This is a genomic window from Klebsiella sp. S69, from assembly GCF_016516145.1.
Lineage (GTDB): Bacteria > Pseudomonadota > Gammaproteobacteria > Enterobacterales > Enterobacteriaceae > Klebsiella > Klebsiella oxytoca.
The window spans coordinates 104,136-127,242 of sequence record NZ_JACVUU010000002.1 but is presented as its reverse complement, the minus strand read 5'-3'; the positions used below and the strand labels follow the sequence as shown (position 1 = coordinate 127,242).

The 23,107-nt window shown below is 56.9% G+C and carries 27 protein-coding genes; 23 read left to right on the top strand and 4 right to left on the bottom strand.

The window, feature by feature from the left end:
• Window positions 1–123: 123 nt before the first annotated feature.
• Window positions 124–1,470, bottom strand: a complete 1,347-nt coding sequence (locus IAE27_RS02835; protein ID WP_004109389.1) for an alpha-glucosidase/alpha-galactosidase — start codon at window positions 1,468–1,470, stop codon at window positions 124–126.
• A gap of 238 nt (window positions 1,471–1,708) precedes the next feature.
• Between IAE27_RS02835 and melR the strand changes: the two genes are divergently transcribed.
• On the top strand, window positions 1,709–2,650 hold the full coding sequence (melR, locus tag IAE27_RS02830) for a transcriptional regulator MelR (protein WP_064343618.1): 942 nt from the start codon (window positions 1,709–1,711) through the stop codon (window positions 2,648–2,650).
• Between the two features lie 51 nt (window positions 2,651–2,701).
• Here the strand turns inward: melR and proP are convergent, their stop codons facing one another.
• Window positions 2,702–4,204 (bottom strand): glycine betaine/L-proline transporter ProP, encoded by a 1,503-nt coding sequence (gene proP, locus IAE27_RS02825; RefSeq protein WP_004109391.1) that lies wholly within the window; start codon window positions 4,202–4,204, stop codon window positions 2,702–2,704.
• Between the two features lie 539 nt (window positions 4,205–4,743).
• Between proP and IAE27_RS02820 the strand changes: the two genes are divergently transcribed.
• The 16 genes from IAE27_RS02820 to IAE27_RS02745 all read left to right on the top strand — a co-directional run bounded on the left by IAE27_RS02820 (window position 4,744) and on the right by IAE27_RS02745 (window position 15,596).
• Window positions 4,744–5,079, top strand: a complete 336-nt coding sequence (locus IAE27_RS02820; protein ID WP_004109392.1) for a zinc ribbon domain-containing protein YjdM — start codon at window positions 4,744–4,746, stop codon at window positions 5,077–5,079.
• A gap of 170 nt (window positions 5,080–5,249) precedes the next feature.
• On the top strand, window positions 5,250–5,684 hold the full coding sequence (gene yjdN / locus IAE27_RS02815; RefSeq protein ID WP_108704304.1) for a VOC family metalloprotein YjdN: 435 nt from the start codon (window positions 5,250–5,252) through the stop codon (window positions 5,682–5,684).
• Between the two features lie 293 nt (window positions 5,685–5,977).
• Window positions 5,978–6,703: a phosphonate metabolism transcriptional regulator PhnF gene (gene phnF / locus IAE27_RS02810; protein ID WP_023329131.1), complete on the top strand. Its 726-nt coding sequence runs from the start codon at window positions 5,978–5,980 to the stop codon at window positions 6,701–6,703.
• Window positions 6,704–7,156 carry a phosphonate C-P lyase system protein PhnG gene (gene phnG / locus IAE27_RS02805; RefSeq protein ID WP_004109395.1) on the top strand — a complete coding sequence of 151 codons (453 nt, stop codon included), beginning with the start codon at window positions 6,704–6,706 and terminating at the stop codon, window positions 7,154–7,156.
• Window positions 7,153–7,737 (top strand): phosphonate C-P lyase system protein PhnH, encoded by a 585-nt coding sequence (gene phnH / locus IAE27_RS02800; protein WP_004109396.1) that lies wholly within the window; start codon window positions 7,153–7,155, stop codon window positions 7,735–7,737. Before phnG ends, phnH begins: the two co-directional genes overlap by 4 nt.
• Window positions 7,737–8,801, top strand: a complete 1,065-nt coding sequence (locus tag IAE27_RS02795) for a carbon-phosphorus lyase complex subunit PhnI (protein ID WP_004109397.1) — start codon at window positions 7,737–7,739, stop codon at window positions 8,799–8,801. Before phnH ends, IAE27_RS02795 begins: the two co-directional genes overlap by 1 nt.
• Window positions 8,794–9,642 carry an alpha-D-ribose 1-methylphosphonate 5-phosphate C-P-lyase PhnJ gene (locus IAE27_RS02790; protein WP_004109398.1) on the top strand — a complete coding sequence of 283 codons (849 nt, stop codon included), beginning with the start codon at window positions 8,794–8,796 and terminating at the stop codon, window positions 9,640–9,642. The genes IAE27_RS02795 and IAE27_RS02790 overlap by 8 nt, the downstream gene beginning before the upstream one ends.
• Entirely contained in the window at window positions 9,639–10,397 is a 759-nt protein-coding gene (gene phnK, locus IAE27_RS02785; protein WP_017145112.1) for a phosphonate C-P lyase system protein PhnK, read from the top strand. The genes IAE27_RS02790 and phnK overlap by 4 nt, the downstream gene beginning before the upstream one ends.
• Window positions 10,398–10,592: 195 nt before the next feature.
• Complete coding sequence (gene phnL, locus IAE27_RS02780) at window positions 10,593–11,279, top strand: phosphonate C-P lyase system protein PhnL (protein WP_070557065.1); 687 nt, start codon at window positions 10,593–10,595, stop codon at window positions 11,277–11,279.
• The gene (phnM, locus tag IAE27_RS02775; protein WP_108704305.1) at window positions 11,276–12,412 is read left to right on the top strand and encodes an alpha-D-ribose 1-methylphosphonate 5-triphosphate diphosphatase; all 1,137 of its coding nucleotides are present in this window, start codon (window positions 11,276–11,278) and stop codon (window positions 12,410–12,412) included. Before phnL ends, phnM begins: the two co-directional genes overlap by 4 nt.
• Window positions 12,412–12,975, top strand: coding sequence for a ribose 1,5-bisphosphokinase (phnN, locus tag IAE27_RS02770; RefSeq protein ID WP_004117297.1), 564 nt, complete (start codon window positions 12,412–12,414; stop codon window positions 12,973–12,975). Before phnM ends, phnN begins: the two co-directional genes overlap by 1 nt.
• 16 nt (window positions 12,976–12,991) lie before the next feature.
• Window positions 12,992–13,750, top strand: coding sequence for a phosphonate metabolism protein PhnP (gene phnP, locus IAE27_RS02765; RefSeq protein WP_070557066.1), 759 nt, complete (start codon window positions 12,992–12,994; stop codon window positions 13,748–13,750).
• Window positions 13,751–13,820: 70 nt separating this feature from the next.
• Window positions 13,821–14,288, top strand: a complete 468-nt coding sequence (locus IAE27_RS02760; RefSeq protein WP_023329128.1) for a hypothetical protein — start codon at window positions 13,821–13,823, stop codon at window positions 14,286–14,288.
• Between the two features lie 257 nt (window positions 14,289–14,545).
• Window positions 14,546–14,770, top strand: coding sequence for a hypothetical protein (locus IAE27_RS02755; RefSeq protein WP_004117295.1), 225 nt, complete (start codon window positions 14,546–14,548; stop codon window positions 14,768–14,770).
• Window positions 14,770–15,096 (top strand): low molecular weight protein tyrosine phosphatase family protein, encoded by a 327-nt coding sequence (locus tag IAE27_RS02750; protein ID WP_026055915.1) that lies wholly within the window; start codon window positions 14,770–14,772, stop codon window positions 15,094–15,096. Before IAE27_RS02755 ends, IAE27_RS02750 begins: the two co-directional genes overlap by 1 nt.
• Before the next feature lie 92 nt (window positions 15,097–15,188).
• Window positions 15,189–15,596: a hypothetical protein gene (locus IAE27_RS02745; RefSeq protein ID WP_004109407.1), complete on the top strand. Its 408-nt coding sequence runs from the start codon at window positions 15,189–15,191 to the stop codon at window positions 15,594–15,596.
• Here the strand turns inward: IAE27_RS02745 and yjdP are convergent.
• Window positions 15,590–15,922 (bottom strand): DDRRRQL repeat protein YjdP, encoded by a 333-nt coding sequence (yjdP, locus tag IAE27_RS02740; protein WP_004109408.1) that lies wholly within the window; start codon window positions 15,920–15,922, stop codon window positions 15,590–15,592. The two genes, IAE27_RS02745 and yjdP, sit on opposite strands and share 7 nt — an antisense overlap.
• A 69-nt stretch (window positions 15,923–15,991) precedes the next feature.
• On the bottom strand, window positions 15,992–16,441 hold the full coding sequence (gene rpiB / locus IAE27_RS02735) for a bifunctional allose-6-phosphate isomerase/ribose-5-phosphate isomerase RpiB (RefSeq protein WP_064343608.1): 450 nt from the start codon (window positions 16,439–16,441) through the stop codon (window positions 15,992–15,994).
• A 365-nt stretch (window positions 16,442–16,806) separates the two neighbouring features.
• On the opposite strand from rpiB, the gene IAE27_RS02730 reads away from it, so the two are divergent.
• From IAE27_RS02730 to alsK, 6 genes are all read left to right on the top strand, one after another.
• Entirely contained in the window at window positions 16,807–17,694 is an 888-nt protein-coding gene (locus IAE27_RS02730; RefSeq protein ID WP_004137474.1) for a MurR/RpiR family transcriptional regulator, read from the top strand.
• 63 nt (window positions 17,695–17,757) lie between these two features.
• Entirely contained in the window at window positions 17,758–18,693 is a 936-nt protein-coding gene (gene alsB, locus IAE27_RS02725; RefSeq protein WP_004109411.1) for a D-allose transporter substrate-binding protein, read from the top strand.
• 76 nt (window positions 18,694–18,769) lie between these two features.
• Window positions 18,770–20,302, top strand: a complete 1,533-nt coding sequence (gene alsA / locus IAE27_RS02720; protein ID WP_004109412.1) for a D-allose ABC transporter ATP-binding protein AlsA — start codon at window positions 18,770–18,772, stop codon at window positions 20,300–20,302.
• Window positions 20,281–21,261, top strand: a complete 981-nt coding sequence (gene alsC, locus IAE27_RS02715) for a D-allose ABC transporter permease (RefSeq protein ID WP_004109413.1) — start codon at window positions 20,281–20,283, stop codon at window positions 21,259–21,261. The genes alsA and alsC overlap by 22 nt, the downstream gene beginning before the upstream one ends.
• A 10-nt stretch (window positions 21,262–21,271) precedes the next feature.
• Window positions 21,272–21,967 (top strand): D-allulose 6-phosphate 3-epimerase, encoded by a 696-nt coding sequence (gene alsE, locus IAE27_RS02710; protein WP_004109415.1) that lies wholly within the window; start codon window positions 21,272–21,274, stop codon window positions 21,965–21,967.
• The gene (alsK, locus tag IAE27_RS02705; RefSeq protein ID WP_070557069.1) at window positions 21,951–22,862 is read left to right on the top strand and encodes an allose kinase; all 912 of its coding nucleotides are present in this window, start codon (window positions 21,951–21,953) and stop codon (window positions 22,860–22,862) included. Before alsE ends, alsK begins: the two co-directional genes overlap by 17 nt.
• The last annotated feature ends 245 nt before the right edge of the window (window positions 22,863–23,107 follow it).

Genomic DNA, 23,107 nt, shown 5'->3' with positions numbered 1-23,107 from the left:
AGCGCCATCGGGAAAGACGGTGGTGAACCCGTAGCCCGGCTAAGCGCAGCGCGAGCCGGGAGAAAAACGCAAAGCCACCTCCAGGCGGATAAGGCGCTAGCCGTCATCCGGCACAATACCTGATTAGCCATGCACCCACGCCGGCAGCCAGTCGCCGTGGCTGTCGATCAGATCGTCCACCAGCGCATAGATCTCCTCAATGCCCAGCACCGCCGCCGTATGCGGGTCCATCATCGTCGCATAGTAGATATAGTCGCGATTTTCCGTGAGTATCGCCTCCGTCAGCAGGGTCTGAACGTTGATATTGGTTTGCATCATTGCCGCCAGATGGGCAGGCAGCTTGCCCGCTTTGGTCGGTTGAATGCCGTTAGCGTCCACCAGACAGGCCACCTCCACGCAGCAGCCCTGCGGCAGGTTATCGATAAGATTATCGTTACGCACGTTGCCGTAGATCACGCTCGGCTCGCCTGTCCAGATGGCGTTCATAATGGTGCTGGCGTACTCGCGCGAGGGTTTGACCTCAATACGCTCGCTGGTTTTATACCGCTCCAGCTCTTTGTGCCAGTTCGCCACCTGCTCTACGCAACGTTTCGGATACTCATCCAGCGGCACCTGATAGCGCGCAATCAGATCCTCACGCCCCGGCTTGATAAACCAGGGAGTGTATTCCGCGAAGTGCTCGGACGACTCCGTGACAAAATAGCCCAGCTTTTTAAACATCTCATAGCGGACGATGTTCTGGCAGCGCGAATCTTCGCGATGCTTCGGCGCGCGTCCTTCGGCAAATGCCTGCAGCATCTCCGGGTAAATACTGACATAGCTGCCGTCGCTGAGCTTTTTCTCCAGCGACAGGTAAAAGGCCATATGATTGATACCGGCGCAGCGGTAGCGTAAATCCGCCGGGTCGAGATCCAGATCGTGGGCCAGCTCCTCCGCCGTCCCCTGCACCGAATGACACAGTCCGACCTGCTTAATATGCGGATAGCGGGCGTACATCGCCCAGGTATTCATCGCCATCGGATTGACGTAGTTAAGCATAGTGGCATTCGGGCAAACTTCGGTCATATCGTCGCAGATGCGCCACAGGTGCGGAATGGTGCGCAGCGCGCGCATAATTCCGCCCGGGCCAAGCGTATCGGCAATAGTTTGCTCCACGCCATGCAGCTTACAGACTTCAAAATCGGTGACCGTACAGGGCTGATAGCCGCCAATCTGGAAGGCCACCACCACAAAATCCGCGTCCTGCAGCGCCGCTTTCTGGTCGCGATGGCAGCTGATTTCCCCCTCCGCGCCCAGAGAATCCATCAGTTTGCGCACCACAATATGCGACTCCTCCAGGCGAGTCGCATCGATATCCATCAGGGCGATATGCGCGGACTTTAGCGCCGGGCGCTGAAACACATCGCCGAGTATATTTTTGACGAATACCGTCGAACCGGCGCCGATAAAGGTAATTTTGGGGGCAGACATAGGGTGCTCTCCGTAGGGTTAGTGAACGGTAATAGAGTGGCATGCCGGACTACCGGCGGGCTGCCCTCTTCCCGCCGGAGAATTCCCGAAAACTCAGATCGGCTACCGGCAAGCATGAAAACTGATTTTTCGGGAATAAATGGGCGAAAAAGAAGAGAAAACGGGCCTTTAATTCGACTAAGATAAGCGCTGACTGGCGTCAAAAATCGGCAAGAATGATGATTCAGGAATCCACATCATGATCGATAAACCCCGCGCAGCGCATCCCGCCGACGCGTATATGAGCAGCAGCGACGATCGACTGCCCCGCAGCCCGCTGGCGCTCTACTCTGAATACCAGCGGATGGATATCGAGCTGCGTACTCCTTATGCCATGACCGCCAGCCACTGGCACGGTCAGGTGGAGGTGAACGTCCCCTTCGACGGCGATGTCGAGTATCTGATCAACGATGAAGCGGTACGTATCGAGCAGGGCTATATCACCCTGTTCTGGGCCTGTACGCCCCATCGCCTTACCCGACCAGGGGCCTGCAGGCAGATGGCTATCTTCAACCTGCCGATGCATCTGTTTTTATCCTGGCCGCTGGATCGGGAGCTTATTAACCACGTCACCCACGGTATGGTGGTGAAATCGCTGGCTGCCCAGCAGCTCAGCGTATTTGAAATCCAGCGCTGGCAGCAGGAGCTGAACAGCGATAATGAGCAAATCCGCCAGTTAGCGATCGATGAAATCGCTCTGATGCTCAAGCGCCTGAGCCTCTCCGGCTGGCAGCCGATTCTGGTGAATAAGACTTCACGCACGCACAAGAACAGCGTTTCGCGCCACGCCCAGTTTTACGTCAGCCAGATGCTGGAATATATTGCCATCCACTACGATCGGGCGCTCACCGTCAACGATGTCGCCGAGCATGTGAAGCTGAATGCCAACTACGCGATGGGGATTTTTCAGCGGGTGATGCAGCAAACCATGAAGCAGTACATTACCGCGATGCGCATTAATCACGTTCGGGCGCTGCTCAGCGACACCGATAAGACCATCCTCGATATCGCCCTGACCGCCGGTTTCGGCTCCAGCAGCCGCTTTTACAGCACTTTTAATAAATATGTCGGCATGCCGCCGCAGCAGTATCGCAGGCTGAGCCAGCAGCGTCGCCATAATCTGGCGCCCGCCGGGGCATAAAAAAATGCCGCCGGGGAAGCCCACGGCGGCATTGATTAACAGCAAAACGGTTTAGTCGTTGATGCGCGGATGCTGCTGCACCAGACGAGAACGTTTTTCCTGCAGATCGGCGATCTCCTGATCGATATCTTCGATTTTATGCTCGATGTTATCGTAGTGCTCGCCGAGAATTTCTTTCGCTTCCTGAATATCCGAAGCCGCTGGCGTCGCCCCTTTCAGCGGACGATTGGCGGTCTCTTTCATCGACAGGCCGGTAATCAGACCGATAACTGCAATTACCATCAGATAGTAAGCCGGCATCATCAGGTTCTGCGTGCTTTCTACCAGCCACGCCGCCAGGGTTGGCGTCAGACCGGCAATCAGCACCGAGATGTTGAAGGCGCTGGCCAGGGCGCTAAAACGAATGTGGGTCGGGAACATCGCCGGCAGCGACGAAGCCATCACTCCGATAAAGCAGTTCAGCACAACCGCCAGCACCAGCAGACCGGCGAAAATCAGGCCGAGAACGTTACTGTTAATCATGATGAATGCCGGAATCGACAGCGCGAACAGCGCCACGCTACCAATCAGAATGAACGGGCGACGGCCAAAACGGTCGCTGAGCATACCGATAACCGGCTGAACGAACAGCATCCCGACCATGATGGCGATGATGATCAGCACCCCGTGGTCTTCTGAATAGTGCAGGTTATGCGACAGGTAGCTCGGCATGTAGGTCAGCAGCATGTAGTAGGTCACGTTGGTGGAAATCACCAGACCGATACAGGTCAGCAGGCTACGCCAGTGTTTAGTGGCAATCTCTTTAAAGGAGACTTTCGGCCCGTCCTGCAGGCCCTCGCGGTCGCCCTGCTCCATTTTATCAACGTGCTGCTGGAACGCCGGCGTCTCTTCCAGCGCATGGCGCAGATAAAGACCAATAATGCCTAACGGCAGCGCGAGGAAGAACGGAATACGCCAGCCCCAGTCGAGGAAGTTCTCTTCGCCTACCATGCTGGAAATGAGTACCACCACGCCCGCGCCCATCACGAAGCCCGCTATCGAACCGAAGTCCAGCCAGCTGCCCATAAAGCCGCGTTTACGGTCAGGCGAGTATTCCGCCACAAAGATCGATGCCCCGGTATATTCTCCGCCCACCGAGAATCCCTGCGCCATTTTACACAGCAGCAGCAGAATCGGCGCCCAGATACCAATGGTGGCATACGACGGAATAAGACCGATACAGAATGTACTTATCGACATAATGACGATGGTTATCGCCAGAATTTTTTGTCGACCATATTTATCGCCCAGCATCCCGAAGAACAGGCCGCCTAATGGACGAATTAAGAAGGGAACCGAGAAAGTACCGAGCGCGGCAATCATCTGCACGCTGGGGTTGGCATCGGGGAAAAAGACCTTACCAAGAGCATACGCAACAAAACCATATACCCCAAAATCGAACCACTCCATCGCGTTACCCAGCGACGCTGCGGTAATCGCTTTCTTCAGTTTGCTATCATCAATGATGGTCACATCCCGAAGCGTGATGGGTTTTACTTTTTTCCTTTTAAGCATAATTATCCTCTTTTGCTCTCGCCTTGAGCGCACGAATCTCCGCCGAATGACAAGGTCATTCGCGTCATGCGTTGGGAGCGGCGAATTGCTGTGCTCCACATTTCAAGCGTAGCAGGTTTGCCTGCACTGTCTGCTGACAGTCCGTACAACCGAACCTGTTGACGCCTGCTCTGGCCATAATGAATATGCGGGGCCGCTAATAAGTGTAGTGAATTTGCGTTCTCGCCTTTTTACCCTAACAGCGTTTAAATTTGGGATCAACTTCACAAAAATTTACCTACCCTTAAACAGAGTCGGCGAAAACCAATAAGTTCAATGAATATTGGAACTTAGCGATACATTTCCGGAAATATCTGGCGGTTTTTATGGAAATAACCCCGTCGTTCTTCACGGGGTATATTCATTTTCTTCCCTGCAGTAGCTCATAAAAAAGGCCCGACAAAAGTGCGGGATTGCGCTATAATCACTTACACTTTCGGCTATCAGCCGCCATTTAATGGACCAACGTCCTGTTTTACCCAGTAATCGCGAGGAACGTCATGCAACTGCCACACTGCCCGAAATGCCATTCTGAATACACTTATGAAGATGGCGGCATGTTTATCTGCCCGGAATGCGCCCATGAATGGAACAATGCCGAGCCTGCGGATGATAACGACGCGCTGGTGGTCAAAGATGCCAACGGTAATTTACTCACCGACGGCGACAGCGTCACCGTAGTAAAAGATCTTAAGGTTAAAGGCAGTTCTTCAATGCTAAAAATCGGTACTAAAGTGAAGAATATCCGCCTGGTTGAAGGCGATCATAATATTGACTGCAAAATTGATGGTTTTGGCCCGATGAAGCTAAAATCCGAATTTGTTAAAAAGAACTGATTTTATTCCCCCGGCGCCTGTCGTCGGGGGGAAATATATTTTCCCGTGCCGTTATGCGAATTGTCCGATCGTCTTCCGCCTCTTCTTGCGTCTTCCCTCGCTGCCGCCTGGCTTAATTTTGCAATCCCCTTCTACGCTTAATGGAATATTCGTTACCTGAGGTAATGCTTATGCCCCTGAGTCCCTATATCGCTTTTAGCGGCAACTGCGCGGCCGCCATCGCGTTCTACCAGCAGGCGCTGGGCGCTGAACTGCTCCATAAAATTACCTGGGGCGAAATGCCGCAGGATATTCATGACGCCGAGGATGGCTGCCCCTCCGGCCAGCATCTGGCCGCCGACGGCATCGCCCACGCCAGTCTGCGCATCGCCGACAGCATCCTGATGCTCAGCGACAGCCCCTCCAGAAAAATGGAGCGCTACGCCGGGTTTACTATCGTGCTTGATCCGCAAGATGTTATCGAGGGTAAACGCTGGTTTGACGGCCTCGCCGATGGCGGGCAGATAGAGATGGTCTGGCAGGAGACATTCTGGGCGCACGGCTTCGGTAAAGTGATCGACCGCTTTGGCGTCCCGTGGATGGTCAACGTGGTGAAAGAACCTTAACGCTGACCTTTTCCCCTCACCCTCTCCCCGAAAGGGAAAGAGAATCCGGCGGTGCAGTTTGTTACCCCTGCGCCGCTCGGCAGCCCCACGCACAGCTGACTCCGCCCCCGGTTTCCCCTCTTCCCTTCAGGAGGGGGCATCTGTGCGTTCATCCCCGCTTACCTGTCATCCCTTCTGCGTTAACTCTTCATCCCCCGGTCATCAGGAGTTAACCGAAACGTAACAAAAAACCGTCAGGATTGGCTCACGCTCAGAGGAAAACTCCTTCTTGTCCTTAGTGAGGCTCGATTGCCATGTACTTATCCAGACATCCGACCAGTTACCCCACGCGATATCAGGAAATTGCCGCCAAACTGGAGCAAGAGCTTTGCCATCATTACCGCTGCGGCGACTATCTGCCCGCCGAGCAGCAGCTGGCGTCCCGCTTTGAGGTTAACCGCCATACCCTGCGCCGGGCCATCGATCAGCTTGTCGAGCGCGGCTGGGTCCAGCGCCGTCAGGGCGTCGGCGTGCTGGTACTGATGCGCCCGATAGATTACCCGCTCAGCGCCCAGGCGCGCTTTAGCCAGAATCTTCTCGAACAGGGCAGCCACCCGACCAGCGAAAAGCTGCTGTCGGTGCTGCGTCCGGCCAGTAGCCAAGTTGCCGACGCGTTTGCCATCAGTGAAGGCGATAACGTCATTCACCTGCGCACCCTGCGCCGCGTGAACGGCGTCGCCCTGTGTCTGATAGACCACTACTTTGCCGACCTGCAGCTATGGCCGGTTCTGCAAACCTTTACCCACGGCTCGCTCCATGATCTGTTGCGCAATCGTCTTGATATCGAACTGACCCGCGTACGCACCAAAATCAGCGCCCGCCGCGCGCAGGCCAAAGAGAGCCGCATTCTCGGCATTCCCAATATGGCGCCGCTGCTGTGCGTGCGCACCCTGAATCATCGCCAGGGCGAGCAGAGCGCGACGGAGTACTCCGTCAGCCTGACCCGCGCCGACATGATTGAATTCACCATGGAGCACTGAATGCACTTTGATACCGCTACCCGCCAGCGCTGGATGTCCGTGCTGGCCCACAGTGACCCACAAGAACTGGCGGCGCGGATGCAAACGCTGCAGCTCGCGCCGCAGTATGAACTGATTCGCGCCCCGGAAACCGGGCTGGTCCAGCTGCAGGCGCGCATGGGCGGCATCGGCGATCGATTTTTCGCCGGAGACGCCACCTTAACCCGCGCCGCTATCCGCCTGGCCGACGGCACGCTCGGCTATAGCTGGATTTTAGGCCGCGATCGTCCGCACGCTGAACGTTGCGCGGCCATCGATGCCCTGATGCAGTCGCCACACCATTTTCACACCCTGATGGAAACCCTGATAACCCCGCTGGAAGAACAACGTAGCGCGCGCATTGAAGCCCGACGCGCCGAAGTCAACGCCAGCCGGGTCGACTTCTTTACTCTGGTTCGCGGAGATAACGCATGACCTTACAACCCGCTTTTACCCTGGCTGTGCAGGATGCCCAGCACAGTTTCCGCCGCCTGCTGAAAGCGATGAGCGAGCCGGGCGTGATTGTCTCCCTGCAGCAGCTTCAGCACGGCTGGCAGCCGCTGAACGTCGCCACCACCAGCCTGCTGCTGACGCTGGTGGATCACGAGACGCCGGTCTGGCTCGCTCCGACGCTGCATAACGATCTGGTCGGCCAGAATTTACGCTTTCATACCGGCGCGCCGCTGGTTGAGCAGCCGCAGCAGGCAACCTTCGCCGTCGCCAGTGACAGCATCAGCGCCGAACAGCTCAACGTGCTCTCCGCCGGTACCGTCGTCGCCCCGGAGACCGGCGTTACGCTGATTGTTCAGCTCGCCAGCCTCAGCGGCGGCCGGATGCTGCGCCTGACCGGCGCCGGGATCGCCGAGGAGCGGATGATCGCCCCGCAGCTGCCGGAATGCATTATTGCAGAGTTAACCGAGCGCCCGCATCCGTTCCCGCTGGGTATCGATCTGATTCTCACCTGCGGCGAACGCCTGCTGGCGATTCCGCGCACCACTCACGTCGAGGTCTGCTAATGTACGTAGCCGTCAAAGGCGGCGAGAAGGCGATCGTCGCCGCTCACGCCCTACAGGAACAGCAACGCCGAGGCGATGGACGGCTTCCTGAAATCAGCGTTGACCAGATTAGCCAACAGCTCAATCTGGCGGTGGATCGGGTGATGACCGAAGGTGGTATCGCCGACCGGGAGCTGGCGGCGCTGGCGCTGAAGCAGGCCAGCGGCGATAGCGTCGAAGCGATTTTTCTGCTGCGCGCTTACCGCACCACGCTGCAAAGACTGGCGGTCAGCGAGCCTGTCGACACCGCCGCTATGCGCCTTGAGCGCCGGATCTCGGCGGTCTATAAAGATATCCCCGGCGGCCAGATGCTCGGCCCGACCTACGATTACACCCACCGTCTGCTCGATTTTACCCTACTGGCCAACGGCGAAACGCCGCCGCTGGCGACCGATAGCGCGCCGCAGGAAGCCACGCCGCACGTTTTTAATCTGCTCGTCCAGCAGGGACTGGCGAAGGCGGAGCAGGATACTGACGCGCAGCCCGACGACATCACCCGCCATCCGCCGGTTTATCCCTGTTCGCGCTCGTCGCGCCTGCAGCAGCTGGTGCGCGGCGACGAGGGTTACCTGCTGGCGCTGGCCTACTCCACCCAGCGCGGCTACGGACGCAACCATCCGTTTGCCGGGGAAATTCGCAGCGGCTACGTCGCGGTGGAGATCGTCCCGGAAGAGCTGGGCTTCACCGTCACTATTGGCGAACTGTTGATGACCGAATGCGAAATGGTCAACGGCTTTGTCGACCCTCAGGATGAACCGCCGCACTTCACCCGCGGCTACGGCCTGACGTTTGGCATGAGCGAGCGCAAAGCGATGGCGATGGCGCTGGTTGACCGCGCGCTCCAGGCGCCGGAGTACGGCGAAGAGGCGGCGGGTCCGGCCCAGGACGAAGAGTTTGTGCTGGCTCATGCCGATAACGTCGAGGCGGCCGGTTTCGTTTCGCACTTAAAACTTCCCCACTATGTCGATTTCCAGGCCGAACTGGCGCTACTTAAACGCCTGCAACGGGAGAATCAACGTGGCTAACGCACTGACCGGCTACAACTTTGCCTACCTCGACGAGCAAACCAAACGCATGATCCGCCGCGCCATCCTGAAAGCGGTAGCCATCCCCGGCTACCAGGTACCCTTCGGCGGTCGCGAGATGCCGATGCCCTACGGCTGGGGAACCGGCGGTATTCAGCTTACTGCCAGCATTATCGGCGAAAATGATGTGCTGAAGGTGATCGATCAGGGCGCCGACGACACCACCAACGCGGTATCGATTCGTCAGTTTTTCAAACGCGTAACCGGCGTCGCAACCACCGAACGTACCGAGGACGCCACGCTGATCCAGACCCGCCACCGGATCCCGGAAACGCCGCTAACCGAAGATCAGATTCTCATCTTCCAGGTGCCGATCCCGGAACCGCTGCGCTTTATCGAGCCGCGCGAAACCGAAACCCGCACCATGCATGCGCTGGAGGAGTACGGCGTAATGCAGGTGAAGCTGTACGAAGATATCGCCCGCTTCGGCCATATCGCCACCACCTACGCCTACCCGGTGAAGGTCAACGGCCGCTACGTCATGGACCCATCGCCGATTCCGAAATTTGATAATCCGAAGATGCATATGATGCCTGCGCTACAGCTGTTCGGCGCCGGGCGCGAAAAACGCATCTATGCGGTGCCGCCTTATACCCCGGTGGAGAGCCTCGATTTCGACGATCATCCGTTTACCGTTCAGGAGTGGGATGAACCCTGTGCTATCTGCGGCTCACGCCACAGCTATCTTGATGAAGTGGTGCTCGACGACAGCGGCAAGCGAATGTTTGTCTGCTCCGATACCGACTATTGCCGCCAACAGTGCGAGGAGCAGAAAAAATGAGCTATCCGTTACTGGCGGTGAATAACCTGACCCACCTCTATGCGCCGGGTAAAGGCTTCAGCGACGTATCGTTCGAGCTGTGGCCGGGAGAAGTGCTGGGTATCGTTGGCGAGTCCGGCTCCGGTAAAACCACCCTTCTACAGGCGATTTCCGCCCGCCTGAGGCCGCAGCAGGGTGAAGTGCGGTACCAGAATCGTTCTCTGTACGCGATGAGCGAAGCGGATCGCCGCCGCCTGCTGCGCACCGAGTGGGGCGTGGTGCATCAGCATCCGATGGACGGGCTGCGTCGCCAGGTGTCGGCCGGCGGCAATATCGGCGAGCGCCTGATGGCGATCGGCGCCCGTCACTACGGCCACATTCGCACCACCGCCGGGCAGTGGTTACAGGAGGTGGAGATCCCGCCTTCGCGCATTGACGACCTGCCCACCACCTTTTCCGGCGGCATGCAGCAGCGTCTGCAAATCGCCCGCAATCTGGTGACGCAGCCGAAGCTAGTGTTTATGGATGAACCTACCGGCGGGCTGGACGTGTCGGTGCAGGCGCGCCTGCTCGATCTGCTGCGCGGCCTGGTCGTGGAGCTCAATCTGGCGGTAGTCATTGTGACCCACGATCTCGGCGTTGCCCGCCTGCTGGCTAACCGTCTGCTGGTGATGAAACAGGGGCAGGTGGTGGAAAGCGGCTTAACCGACCGGGTGCTCGATGATCCCCATCATCCTTACACCCAGCTGCTGGTGTCGTCGGTATTGCAGAACTGAGCGTATGTCCACTCCCGGCGGCGCTGCGCTGACCGTGCTACGGGTGACGGACCGTCTGCGAGCCAGTAGCACGGACAGGCGCAACGCGCCGTCTCCGGCGATCCCCGGTCGCGCTTCGTGAATTAATGCATCAGGTAGCCCGGATAAGGCGTTCACGCCGCGATCCGGGGAAATTCAGGCACGATGAGGCTAAAAATGAACGCCATTCGCGTGGAAAACATCCATAAAACCTTTGTTCTGCACCAGCAGAACGGCGTGCGTCTGCCGGTACTCGCCGACGCCTCGCTGAGCGTAAACGTCGGCGAATGCGTGGTGCTGCACGGCCACTCCGGCAGCGGAAAATCGACCCTGCTGCGTTCGCTGTACGCCAACTATCTCCCCGATAGCGGCCACATCTATATCCGCCACGGCGATGAATGGGTGGATCTGGTCACTGCCACGCCGCGCCAAGTCCTGGAAGTGCGTAAAACCACCATCGGCTGGGTTAGCCAGTTTCTGCGAGTGATCCCGCGCATCTCCGCCCTCGACGTCGTCATGCAGCCGCTGCTCGAGCTGGGCATCCCGCGCGAAGAGAGCGCCGGTAAAGCCGCCCGCCTGCTGACGCGCCTGAACGTGCCCGAACGTCTGTGGCACCTCGCCCCCTCGACCTTTTCCGGCGGCGAACAGCAGCGGGTCAATATCGCCCGCGGCTTCGCGGTGGACTACCCGATCTTGCTTCTCGACGAACCCACCGCCTCGCTGGACAACAAAAACCGCGCCGCCGTGGTGGAACTGATCCAGGAAGCCAAAGCCCGCGGCGCGTCGATCGTCGGCATTTTCCACGACGAGGCCACGCGTAAACAGGTCGCCGACCGCCTGCACCCCATGGGGATTTCAGCATGATTATCAACAACGTAAAGCTGGTCCTCGAAGACGAGGTGGTTAACGGTTCGCTGAAGGTGCGGGACGGCAGAATTTCAGCCTTTGCCGAAAGCCAGAGCCGGCTGGCGGAGGCCATTGACGGCGACGGCGGCTGGCTGCTGCCGGGACTTATCGAGCTCCATACCGACAACCTGGACAAGTTTTTCACCCCGCGACCGAAGGTGGACTGGCCCGCCCACTCGGCGATGAGCAGCCACGACGCGCTGATGGTCGCCAGCGGCATCACCACCGTGCTGGATGCCGTGGCTATTGGCGATGTCCGCGACGGCGGCGATCGTCTGGAGAACCTGGAAAAGATGATCAACGCCGTGGAGGAGACGCAAAAGCGAGGCCTCAACCGCGCCGAACACCGGCTGCATCTGCGCTGCGAACTGCCGCATCACACCACTCTGCCGCTGTTCGAGAAGCTGGTTGGCCGCGAACCGGTGAGCATGGTCTCCCTGATGGATCACTCCCCTGGCCAGCGCCAGTACGCCGACCGCAGCAAATACCGCGACTACTACCAGGGCAAATACCATCTGACCAACGAACAGATGGACGCCTTCGAAGAGGAGCAGATGGCGCTGGCGGCTGCCTGGTCACAGCCCAACCGGCAGCGCATCGCCGCGATCTGCCGCGAGCGGAATATCGCGCTGGCCAGCCACGATGACGCCACCTGCGAACATGTGCTCGAGTCACGCCAGCTTGGCAGCGTTATCGCCGAATTTCCCACCACTATCGCCGCAGCGCAGGCCTCGCGCCAGCATGGGATGAGCGTCCTGATGGGCGCACCGAATATCGTGCGCGGCGGCTCGCACTCCGGGAACGTCGCCGCCCATCATCTGGCGGCCAGCGGACTGCTGGATATTCTCTCCTCCGACTATTATCCCGCCAGCCTGCTGGATGCCGCTTTCCGCATCGCTGACGACGAGGGCAACGCTTTTACCCTCGCGCAGGCTATTCGTCTGGTAAGTCAAAACCCGGCGCAGGCGCTGGGGCTGCACGACCGCGGGGCGATTGCCGAAGGTAAGCGGGCGGACCTGGTGCTGGCGCGCCGTCACGGCGAGCATATCCATATCGATCACGTCTGGCGGCAAGGTAAGAGGGTCTTCTGATGGCAGGAAAACTGATTTGGCTGGTCGGTGCCTCCGGCTCCGGTAAAGACAGCCTGCTGGCAGCGCTGCGCCAGCGTGAGCATCCGCAGCTGCTGGTAGCGCACCGCTACATTACTCGTTCGCCCAATGCGGGCGGTGAAAACCATATCGCCCTCAGCGAGCGAGAGTTTTTTACCCGCGCCGAGCAGCATCTGTTTGCCCTCAGCTGGCATGCAAACCACCATTACTACGGTATTGGCATCGAGATTGACCTGTGGCTGCACGCCGGGTTCGACGTGGTCGCTAACGGTTCACGCGCGCACCTTGCGCAAGCGCAGGCGCGCTATGCTGACGCCCTCCTGCCTATCTGTTTGCAGGTTTCACCGGAGGTGCTCAGACAACGCCTGGCGCGGCGCGGGCGGGAGAACGAAACAGAAATCGCCCAGCGCATGGCGCGCGCGGCGCGCTATACGCCGAGCGCGTGTCTGACGCTAAATAACGATGGTCGCCTTAGCCAGTCGGTGGACGCTCTGGTTTCGCTGATTCGCATTCACGGCAACCGACGCGAACGGCAGCCAGCCTGACGCGCGAGGAGAAAGCATGAGCCTGAGTATCCGCTTAACCGGCACCGGCGGCGCGCAGCTGGTGCCGGTTTTTGGCTGCGATTGCCCCGCCTGTCGCCGCGCCCGCTCCGACGAAGCGCATCGTCGTCGCCCCTGTAGCGCGATAGTTAAATTCAATAGCGCGGTGACGCTGCTCGATGCCGGGCTGCCGGATCTGATGACGCAGTGGCCCGCCGGCAGCTTTCAGCAGTTTCTGCTCACCCATTATCATATGGATCACGTACAGGGGCTGTTCCCCTTGCGCTGGGGCGTGGGCGAATCCATTGCGGTATACGGCCCCCCGGATGATCAGGGCTGCGATGACCTGTTTAAGCATCCGGGCCTGCTGGATTTCAGCCACACCGTCGAACCATTTGTGCGGTTTGAACTTCAGGGATTGCGCGTCACGCCGCTGCCGTTGAATCACTCAAGGCTCACGTTTGGCTATCTGCTGGAGTCGGCCCATAGCCGGGTCGCCTGGCTCTCCGATACCGCCGCGCTGCCGGAAAAAACGCTGAAGTTCCTGCTGAATAATCAGCCGCAGCTTATCATCATCGACTGTAGCCACGAGCCGCGCCCGCAGCCGCCGCGCAACCACTGCGACCTGAACACCGTGCGGGCCATTAACCAGGTCATCGGCTGCCCGCGAGTGATCCTCACTCATATTAGCCACCGCTTCGACGCGTGGATGATGGAGCACTCTCTGCCGGCAGGGTTTGAAGCGGGATTTGACGGCATGGAGATTATGCTGCCTTAACCAAACTTCATCGTCCCTTCACTTAACCTCACTATCTTCCCTGCGAACTTAACCATCTGAAGGGATTCACATGACCACAACACGACGCACGCTTCGCCATGCCTGCTGGTATGCATTCATTGGCCCCTATATTGGCCTGCTGTGGGCCATCGTCGCCATCGTCATACAGTCGCGCCGTTCGGTGGGTAGTTTCTTTGAATTTGTCTTTTCTGAACTGCCGTATTTTCTCATCGTCCCCTGGGCTGCTGGCGCCATCCCGGCGCTACTGACCGGGATCGCCGTCGCTTTTTTGCCCACGGGCATTCATGCGATTCATTACCGGCGTATCCTCGCCAGCGCGACCATTGGCCTGGCCATATGCGCGGCAATACCGCTAACCGGCGTGCTGCTTTTCTCCGATACCGATCTGACGACCTTTATTCTGCGTGGTCATGGGTTCCGGGTAATCGCAGGTTCTGGCCTGTTCTCCGGACTGATTATGGGATGGCTGATAGCCTATCTGCCGGGCAGGGAGCAGAGAAAAACGCCAAATGAATAAGTTCCTGCATCATATCGGCTGGTTTGCGGGGCTCGGGCCGATGATTCCCAGGCTTCCGCCGCGGATCGCGGCACATCGGTAACCCTTATCCAGACGGCCCGGCTCCTCCGACGACCGCACACCAGCAGCCCCTGCCCCGGTATTCAACACGCGTGAAAACGCTGGATAAAGAGCCCCTGGCAGCGTTAACATAGCGGCGCTTTCCTCTCCGTATTATCGCGGCTGCTGAACCCGATTAATCTGAGAGAGAAAAGACCATGGAAACAACCCGTAGCCGGGACTGGCGCATGGCGCAAAAGCAGCGCAATAAGTCTCGCGATGTTCACACCGCCCTCTTACGTTTTCGTCGCGAGAAAAACTGGAAGCATCTCTATTTGCGTTCAGAAAAATTGCTACGCGCCGCGCAGCTGGGAATGGAATATCCCCGTAAAACTCGTCGCCAGCTGGCGCATCAGGGAATGGAAGAGCTGTTATCGAATTGATCAACGTGCTGTTTGTTTGTAGCCGCAATCAATGGCGAAGCCCGACGGCGGAACAGGTGTTCCGCCGTTATCCTGGCATGAACGTGCGCTCTGCGGGCACGAGCCGGAACGCCAGAAAACCCCTTACTCCTGAACTGATTAACTGGGCAGATATTATCTGCGTGATGGAGCAGAAACATAAAAATCGACTGGTCGCTGAATATCGTCGCCTGGTCGAAAATAAACCGCTTTACGTGCTGGATATCCCCGACGACTACCGCTATATGGACCCCGAACTTGTCGCCCTGCTGAAAGAGCTGGTCCCCGCCCTGCCCGAACTGAGCTAATTTTCTATCACCGTTTTACCCTGACTTCATCCTCGCTTCACAGTAGTGAAATACCTTTCCCGACGGACAAAAAAACAGGGAAGGAAACGATCGTGACAGGACGAATGATTCATCATGCAGGCTGGTTCGTGGCCCTTGGGCCGTTAATACCGCTACCGCTCATTCTCTTTTTACCCAGGGTCATCTCAGTTGATGAGCTCCTCAATCATCTTCCGGAAGTATTATCCCTCACCTGGGGTATTGGCTTTTTACCCGCATTGTTAACCGGCATTTTCATGGCTATCCTGACGGGCCACGCTGATTGCGCCTGGTACTATCGGATGCTGGCAGGCGGGATTGCCGGGCCTCTGATAACGGCCATTTGCTGCGGCATCATCGGCGCCTTTATTCCGATGTTTTTCTATTTAATCCCGCTGTTGCTTATCTCGGCGCTGCCGTCCGGCATCGTTATGGGGCTGCTGATTCCCTGGCTCCCGCCGCGGATCGCCCGGCATCAGTAATCATCATCCAGACGACGCCAGTCGTTTTCTAACTGTCGCCGATCGCTGTCCAGCTGGCGCTGACGCTCGTCAAGCTGGCGGCGGCGATCTTCAAGCTGTCGTCGTCTGTCTTCATACTGCCGCTGGCGATCGGCGCTTTGCTGACGGCTGCCCTGATAGCGCCCATCATCATAGTCATCGTCGTCGGAACGGCTATCGCCCGGGTGGTAAGCATCGTTAATAGCCTGCTGAATATTGCCGATAGCGTCGTCGATCACATCGGCGTGCGCCAGCTGGCCGGCGAGGGATAGGGTGCAAAAAAGCAAAGCGGTAGTATAACGTTTCATAAAGCCAGTCTCATCGGTGGGCTGGCTTTACGTTAATCAAGCGCTACCGCGGCGAGTAGCGGAGGAATCTCAAATCCGCTGCTGCTCAATCGCGCCGATCGCGTCTACCCGCCCCTGGTGGCGCCCCCCCTCGAATTCGGCATCCAGCCAGGCATCGACGATCATTTTTGCCAGTTCAAGGCCGATCACCCGCGCGCCAAAGGCCAGAATATTGGTGTCATTATGCTGCCGTGAAAGCTGCGCCGAGTAGGGCTCGCTGCACACCACCGCCCGAATACCGGGATGCTTATTGGCAGCGATAGAGATGCCGACGCCGGTGCCGCAGATCAGGATCCCGCCGTCGACCTCACCAGCGGCAACGGACTCAGCGACGGCGCTGGCATAGCGCGGATAATCGGTACGTTCCGTAGACCATGCGCCTTTATCCACGACGTCAATCCCGCGCTGGCGCAGATGCGCAACGATATCGTCTTTCAGGATAAAACCGACATGATCGCAGCCAAATGCAATCCTTTTCATACTTAGCCTCGCCTGTTGTTAACTTTACAAGGATGGTTGGCGTTGTGATTTAAACGCCTAAAAATGCCCCTGGAAACGCTGAAAATAGCATCATCCGGCTCCTTTCTACACGCTGATATTTTACAAATCAAGTCGAAAACGTTATTTAACGCCATATGCACTTTTCAGAAAAAGAACCATACAAATCACACAATAGTATGATTTATAATGAATTTATTGCATGTAAAAGTAAAAATGAATTTTAGCAAAACTTCACAATAAACATAACTTTATAAAAAAATAAATTTTGTGAAGTTGGCGGTATCTTTTTTGTTTTGCCTGTGGTGATATAGTGTCGTCTTCATTTTATGGACAAAGAGAAAGCGATGAGTCAGTCAGAATCCAGTTCGCTCCCTAACGGTATCGGCCTTGCCCCCTGGCTTCGCATGAAGCAGGAAGGCATGACCGAAAACGAGAGCCGTATCGTCGAATGGTTGCTTACCCCCGGCAATCTCAGCGATGCGCCGGCCATTAAAGACGTCGCGGAAGCGCTGTCGGTATCAGAAGCCATGATCGTTAAGGTTTCTAAGCTGCTCGGGTTTAGCGGTTTTCGTAACCTGCGCAGCGCGCTGGAGGCCTACTTTTCGCAATCTGAGCAGGTGCTACCGACCGAGCTCTCCTTTGATGAAGCGCCGCAGGATGTGGTGAACAAGGTGTTTAACATCACTCTGCGCACCATTATGGAAGGCCAGTCGATCGTTAACGTCGACGAGATTCACCGCGCGGCGCGCTTTTTCGCTCAGGCTAACCAGCGCGATCTTTACGGCGCGGGCGGCTCCAACGCCATCTGCGCCGACGTGCAGCATAAATTTTTACGTATCGGCGTGCGCTGCCAGGCCTACCCGGACGCGCATATCATGATGATGTCCGCCTCGTTGCTGAAAGAAGGCGATGTGGTGCTGGTGGTTTCACACTCCGGGCGCACCAGCGATATTAAATCCGCGGTGGAGCTGGCTAAAAAGAACGGGGCAAAAATTATTTGCATCACCCACAGCTATCATTCGCCGATTGCCAAATTAGCTGATTTTATTATTTGTTCGCCAGCACCAGAGACGCCTTTATTAGGCCGAAACGCCTCAGCGCGTATATTACAACTGACATTATTAGATGCATTCTTTGTTTCCGTTGCCCAGCTTAATATTGAACAAGCGAATTTAAACATGCAAAAAACCGGCGCAATTGTTAATTTCTTTTCTCCAGGCGCGCTGAAGTAAATAAAAAGCCGATCCCACATCAGTGGGATCAATAAAATTGTATCTTACACCGAGAGTATTGATATGAATAAATATCTGAAACTTTTCAGCGGCGCGGCTATGGGCGTAATGTTATCCACCAGCGCCTTTGCCGCCGCCGATTATGCCGTGGTCTTAAAAACCTTATCCAATCCATTCTGGGTGGATATGAAAAAGGGTATTGAAGACGAAGCCAAAACCCTGGGCGTGAGCGTCGATATTTTTGCCTCACCTTCTGAAGGGGATTTTCAGTCGCAGCTGCAGCTGTTTGAAGACCTGAGCAATAAAAACTACAAAGGTATCGCCTTTGCGCCCCTCTCATCGGTAAACCTGGTGATGCCGGTGGCTAAAGCCTGGAAAAAGGGCATCTATCTGGTCAACCTCGATGAAAAAATCGATATGGATAACCTGAAGAAAGCCGGCGGCAACGTAGAAGGTTTTGTCACCACCGATAACGTGGCGGTCGGGGCGAAAGGCGCAGAGTTTATCATCGACAAACTGGGTGCTGAAGGCGGCGAAGTCGCTATTATCGAAGGCAAAGCCGGTAACGCGTCCGGTGAGGCCCGCCGCAATGGCGCCACCGAAGCTTTCAAAAAAGCGAGTCAAATCAAGCTGGTTGCCAGTCAGCCTGCCGACTGGGACCGCATCAAGGCGCTGGACGTCGCCACCAACGTGCTGCAGCGTAACCCGAACGTTAAAGCGATCTACTGCGCCAACGACACCATGGCAATGGGCGTCGCCCAGGCCGTCGCGAATGCCGGCAAAACCGGTAAGGTACTGGTGGTCGGTACCGACGGCATTCCTGAAGCGCGCAAAATGGTCGAAGCCGGACAGATGACCGCCACAGTCGCCCAGAACCCGGCGGATATTGGCGCTACGGGTCTTAAGCTGATGGTCGATGCTGAGAAGAGCGGCAAAGTCATCCCTCTGGATAAAGCCCCGCAGTTTAAGCTGGTGGACTCCATTCTGGTGACGAAATAAGACTGACCTTGTACTGACGGTTGCCCTCACCCCGACCCTCTCCCCCACGGAGAGGGTGAAAATATAAGGAAAATCTATGCTCACGCCATATATTTCAATGGCGGGGATCGGCAAATCCTTTGGCCCGGTTCACGCATTAAAATCGGTTGATTTAACTATTTACCCCCATGAAATACATGCGTTATTAGGGGAAAATGGTGCCGGTAAATCAACGCTGATGAAAGTTCTGTCGGGAATACATGAACCGACCAAAGGCACCATTACGATTAATAACGTTAACTACGACAAGCTTGATCATAAATTAGCGGCCCAGCTCGGCATTGGAATTATTTATCAGGAGCTCAGCGTCATTGATGAATTAACGGTGCTGGAGAATTTATATATTGGCCGCCATCTGACGAAAAAAGTCTGCGGCGTCAACGTGATCGACTGGAAAGAAATGCGCGTGCGGGCGGCGATGATGCTGCTGCGCGTCGGGCTAAAGATCGACTTAGACGAAAAGGTGGCAAACCTCTCCATCAGCCACAAGCAGATGCTGGAAATCGCCAAGACGCTGATGCTTGATGCCAAAGTCCTGATCATGGATGAACCGACCTCCTCGCTGACCAATAAAGAGGTGGACTATCTGTTTCTGATCATGAATCAGCTGCGGAAAGAGGGCACCGCCATTGTCTATATCTCGCACAAGCTGGCGGAAATACGCCGCATCTGCGACCGCTACACGGTCATGAAAGACGGCAGCAGCGTCTGCAGCGGGATGGTCAGCGAAGTGAATAACGATGACATCGTTCGTCTGATGGTCGGCCGCGAACTGCAAAACCGCTTCAACGCCATGAAAGAGAGCACCGGCAATATCGCCCGTGAGACGGTGTTTGAAGTGAAAAACGTCACCAGCCATGACAAGAAAAAGGTACGCGATATCTCGTTTAGCGTGAATCGAGGCGAAATTCTCGGTTTTGCCGGACTGGTCGGTTCCGGGCGCACCGAGCTGATGGACTGCCTGTTTGGGGTTGATAAGCGTAGCAGCGGTGAAATTTACCTCAACGGCAAAGCGATCTCCCCCCGCTCGCCGCTGGACGCCTTAAAGAAAGGCATGGGCTACATCACCGAAAGCCGCCGGGAAAACGGCTTTTTCCCCAATTTTTCTATCGCTCAGAATATGGCAGTCAGCCAGAGCCTGAAGCGCGGCGGCTACAAAGGGGCCATGGGGCTGTTCCGCGAAGGCGACGAACGCAAAACGGCGGAAGAGCAGCGCAAGCTGCTGGCGCTGAAGTGCCATTCGGTCGATCAGAACATTACCGAGCTATCCGGCGGTAACCAGCAGAAGGTGCTGATATCGAAATGGCTGTGCTGCAGCCCCGAAGTGATCATTTTTGACGAGCCGACGCGCGGTATCGACGTGGGCGCAAAAGCCGAAATTTATAAAGTGATGCGCCAGCTGGCCGATGACGGAAAAGTCATCCTGATGGTGTCATCCGAACTACCTGAAATTATCGCCGTCTGCGACCGCATTGCCGTGTTCTGCGAAGGGCGACTGACGCAAATCCTGACCAATCGCGACGATATGAGCGAAGAGGAGATTATGGCATGGGCACTACCACAAGAGTAAAAGGCGATATGGACGAGAAAAAACCGTTTAACTTCGCGCTGTTCTGGGATAAATACGGCACCTTTTTTATCCTCGCTATCATCGTCGCCATCTTCGGCACCCTGTCGTCGGAGTACTTCCTGACGACCAACAACATTACGCAGATCTTTGTCCAGAGTTCGGTCACCGTGCTGATCGGCATGGGCGAGTTCTTCGCGATCCTCGTCGCCGGGATCGACCTGTCGGTTGGGGCGATCCTCGCGCTCTCCGGGATGGTCACCGCCAAGCTGATGCTGGCGGGCGTTGACCCGTTCCTTGCGGCGCTGATTGGCGGGGTGCTGGTCGGCGGCGCGCTGGGCGCTATCAACGGCTGTCTGGTCAACTGGACCGGGCTGCATCCGTTCATTATTACCCTCGGCACCAACGCCATCTTCCGCGGTATCACGCTGGTTATCTCTGATGCCAACTCGGTGTACGGCTTTTCATTTGATTTCGTTAACTTCTTTGCCGCCACGCCTCTGGGCATCCCGGTGCCGGTGATCTTCTCGCTGATTGTGGCGCTGATCCTATGGTTCCTGACCACCCGTATGCGCGTCGGCCGCAATATCTACGCGCTGGGCGGCAACAAAAACTCCGCTTTCTACTCCGGTATCGACGTCAAGTTTCACATGCTGCTGGTGTTCATCATTTCCGGTATTTGCGCCGGACTGGCGGGCGTGGTCTCCACCGCGCGTCTCGGCGCAGCAGAGCCGCTGGCCGGTATGGGCTTTGAAACCTACGCCATCGCCAGCGCCATCATCGGCGGTACCAGCTTCTTCGGCGGCAAAGGACGCATCTTCTCGGTGGTCATCGGCGGCCTGATTATCGGCACTATCAATAACGGACTGAACATTCTGCAAGTACAAACCTACTACCAGCTGGTGGTAATGGGCGGATTAATCATCGCGGCTGTCGCCCTCGACCGTCTTATCAGTAAGTAAGGAATTTATCATGAAAATTGCTCCCTCTTTAATGTGTATGGATCTGCTGAAATTTAAAGAACAGATCGAGTTTATCGACCAGCATGCAGACTATTTTCACATCGATATCATGGACGGTCATTTTGTGCCGAACCTGACCCTGTCGCCGTTTTTCGTCGGCCAGGTCAAAAAGCTGGCCAGCAAACCGCTGGATTGCCATCTGATGGTCACCCGCCCGCAGGATTACATTAGCCAGCTGGCGCAGGCGGGGGCGGATTTTATCACCCTGCATCCGGAAACCATCAACGGCCAGGCCTTCCGCCTGATCGAAGAAATTCGACGCCACGGCATGAAAGTCGGGCTGATCCTTAACCCGGAAACCCCGGTTGAGACCATGAAGTACTACATTCATAAAGCCGACAAAATCACGGTAATGACCGTCGACCCGGGCTTTGCCGGACAGCCGTTTATCCCGGAGATGCTGGAGAAAATCGCTGAACTTAAAGCCTGGCGCGAGCGCGAAGGGCTGAACTACGAGATCGAAATCGATGGCTCCTGCAATAAAGCCACCTATGAAAAACTGATGGCGGCGGGCGCGGACGTCTTTATCGTCGGCACTTCGGGCCTCTTTAATCACGCCGAGAAGATTGAAGAGGCGTGGCAGATCATGGTCGAGCAAATTCTGGCGGCAAAAAACGAGGTACAGCCTCATGCAAAAACAGCGTAACGTTGTCGCAGGCGTGGATATGGGAGCGACTCATATCCGTTTTTGCCTGCAAACGGCGCAGGGCGAAGCGCTGCACTGCGAAAAGCTGCGTACCGTGGAGGTGATTAACGCCGACGGCCTGGTTAACGGCATTAAAAACCTGCTACAGCAGCAGCTAAACCAACATGATGCCCGCTGCTGCGGGCTGGTGATGGGGTTTCCGGCGCTGGTGGCAAAAGACAAGCGGACGATTATCTCCACCCCCAACCTGCCTCTGGCCGCTGACGATCTGTATAACCTGGCGGACCGGCTGGAAGCGGCGCTGGGCTGCCCGGTGGAGTTTTCCCGCGATGTGAATCTGCAGCTCTCTTTTGATGTGCAGCAGAACGGCCTGCAGGAGCAGGAGGTGCTGGCGGCCTATCTTGGCACCGGTATGGGCTTCGCGGTCTGGCTAAACGGCGGGCCGTGGACCGGCGCCCACGGCGTGGCGGGCGAGCTGGGGCATATCCCCCAGGGCGATGACGCCCTCACCTGCGCCTGCGGCAACCCCGCCTGTCTGGAAACCGTCTGCTCCGGCATTGCGCTAAAGCGCTGGTATGAACAGCAGCCACGCGCGTACGAACTGGGCGAGCTGTTCGTTCATGCCGCACAGGAGCCGTTTGTGCAGCAGTTGCTGAATCATGCCGCCCGCGCCATCGCCACCAGTATTAACCTGTTCGACCCCGACGCGGTGATCCTCGGCGGCGGCGTAATGGATATGCCCGCTTTCCCGCGCGACGCCCTAATCACCAGGGTTAAAACCTACGTTCGCCGTCCGCTACCGTTTCAGGCCGTACGCTTTATCGCCGCTTCCTCCTCGGCGTTTAACGGCGCCCGGGGCGCGGCGGCGCTGGCGAGAAGCCGTTATTTGACCTAGCCCAATAAGCGCAGCACCGCTTTCAAGCCTGCCCGCTATCCTCCCCGGAAGCGGAGCTGCGCCCCTCCCGGGCTATCCATCATCGCCTGTCCGAGCGCGTCACCTGCTCCCGCGTCGACACGTCAAAACTGACGATAGCCTGTTTTTCGTCAGCATTTCGCCCAAAAAAACAACGTATCATCAGGCGATACCCACAATGAAAACATGGCATAGAAGATGCATAGTGACGGCGCGATAGCGCGTAT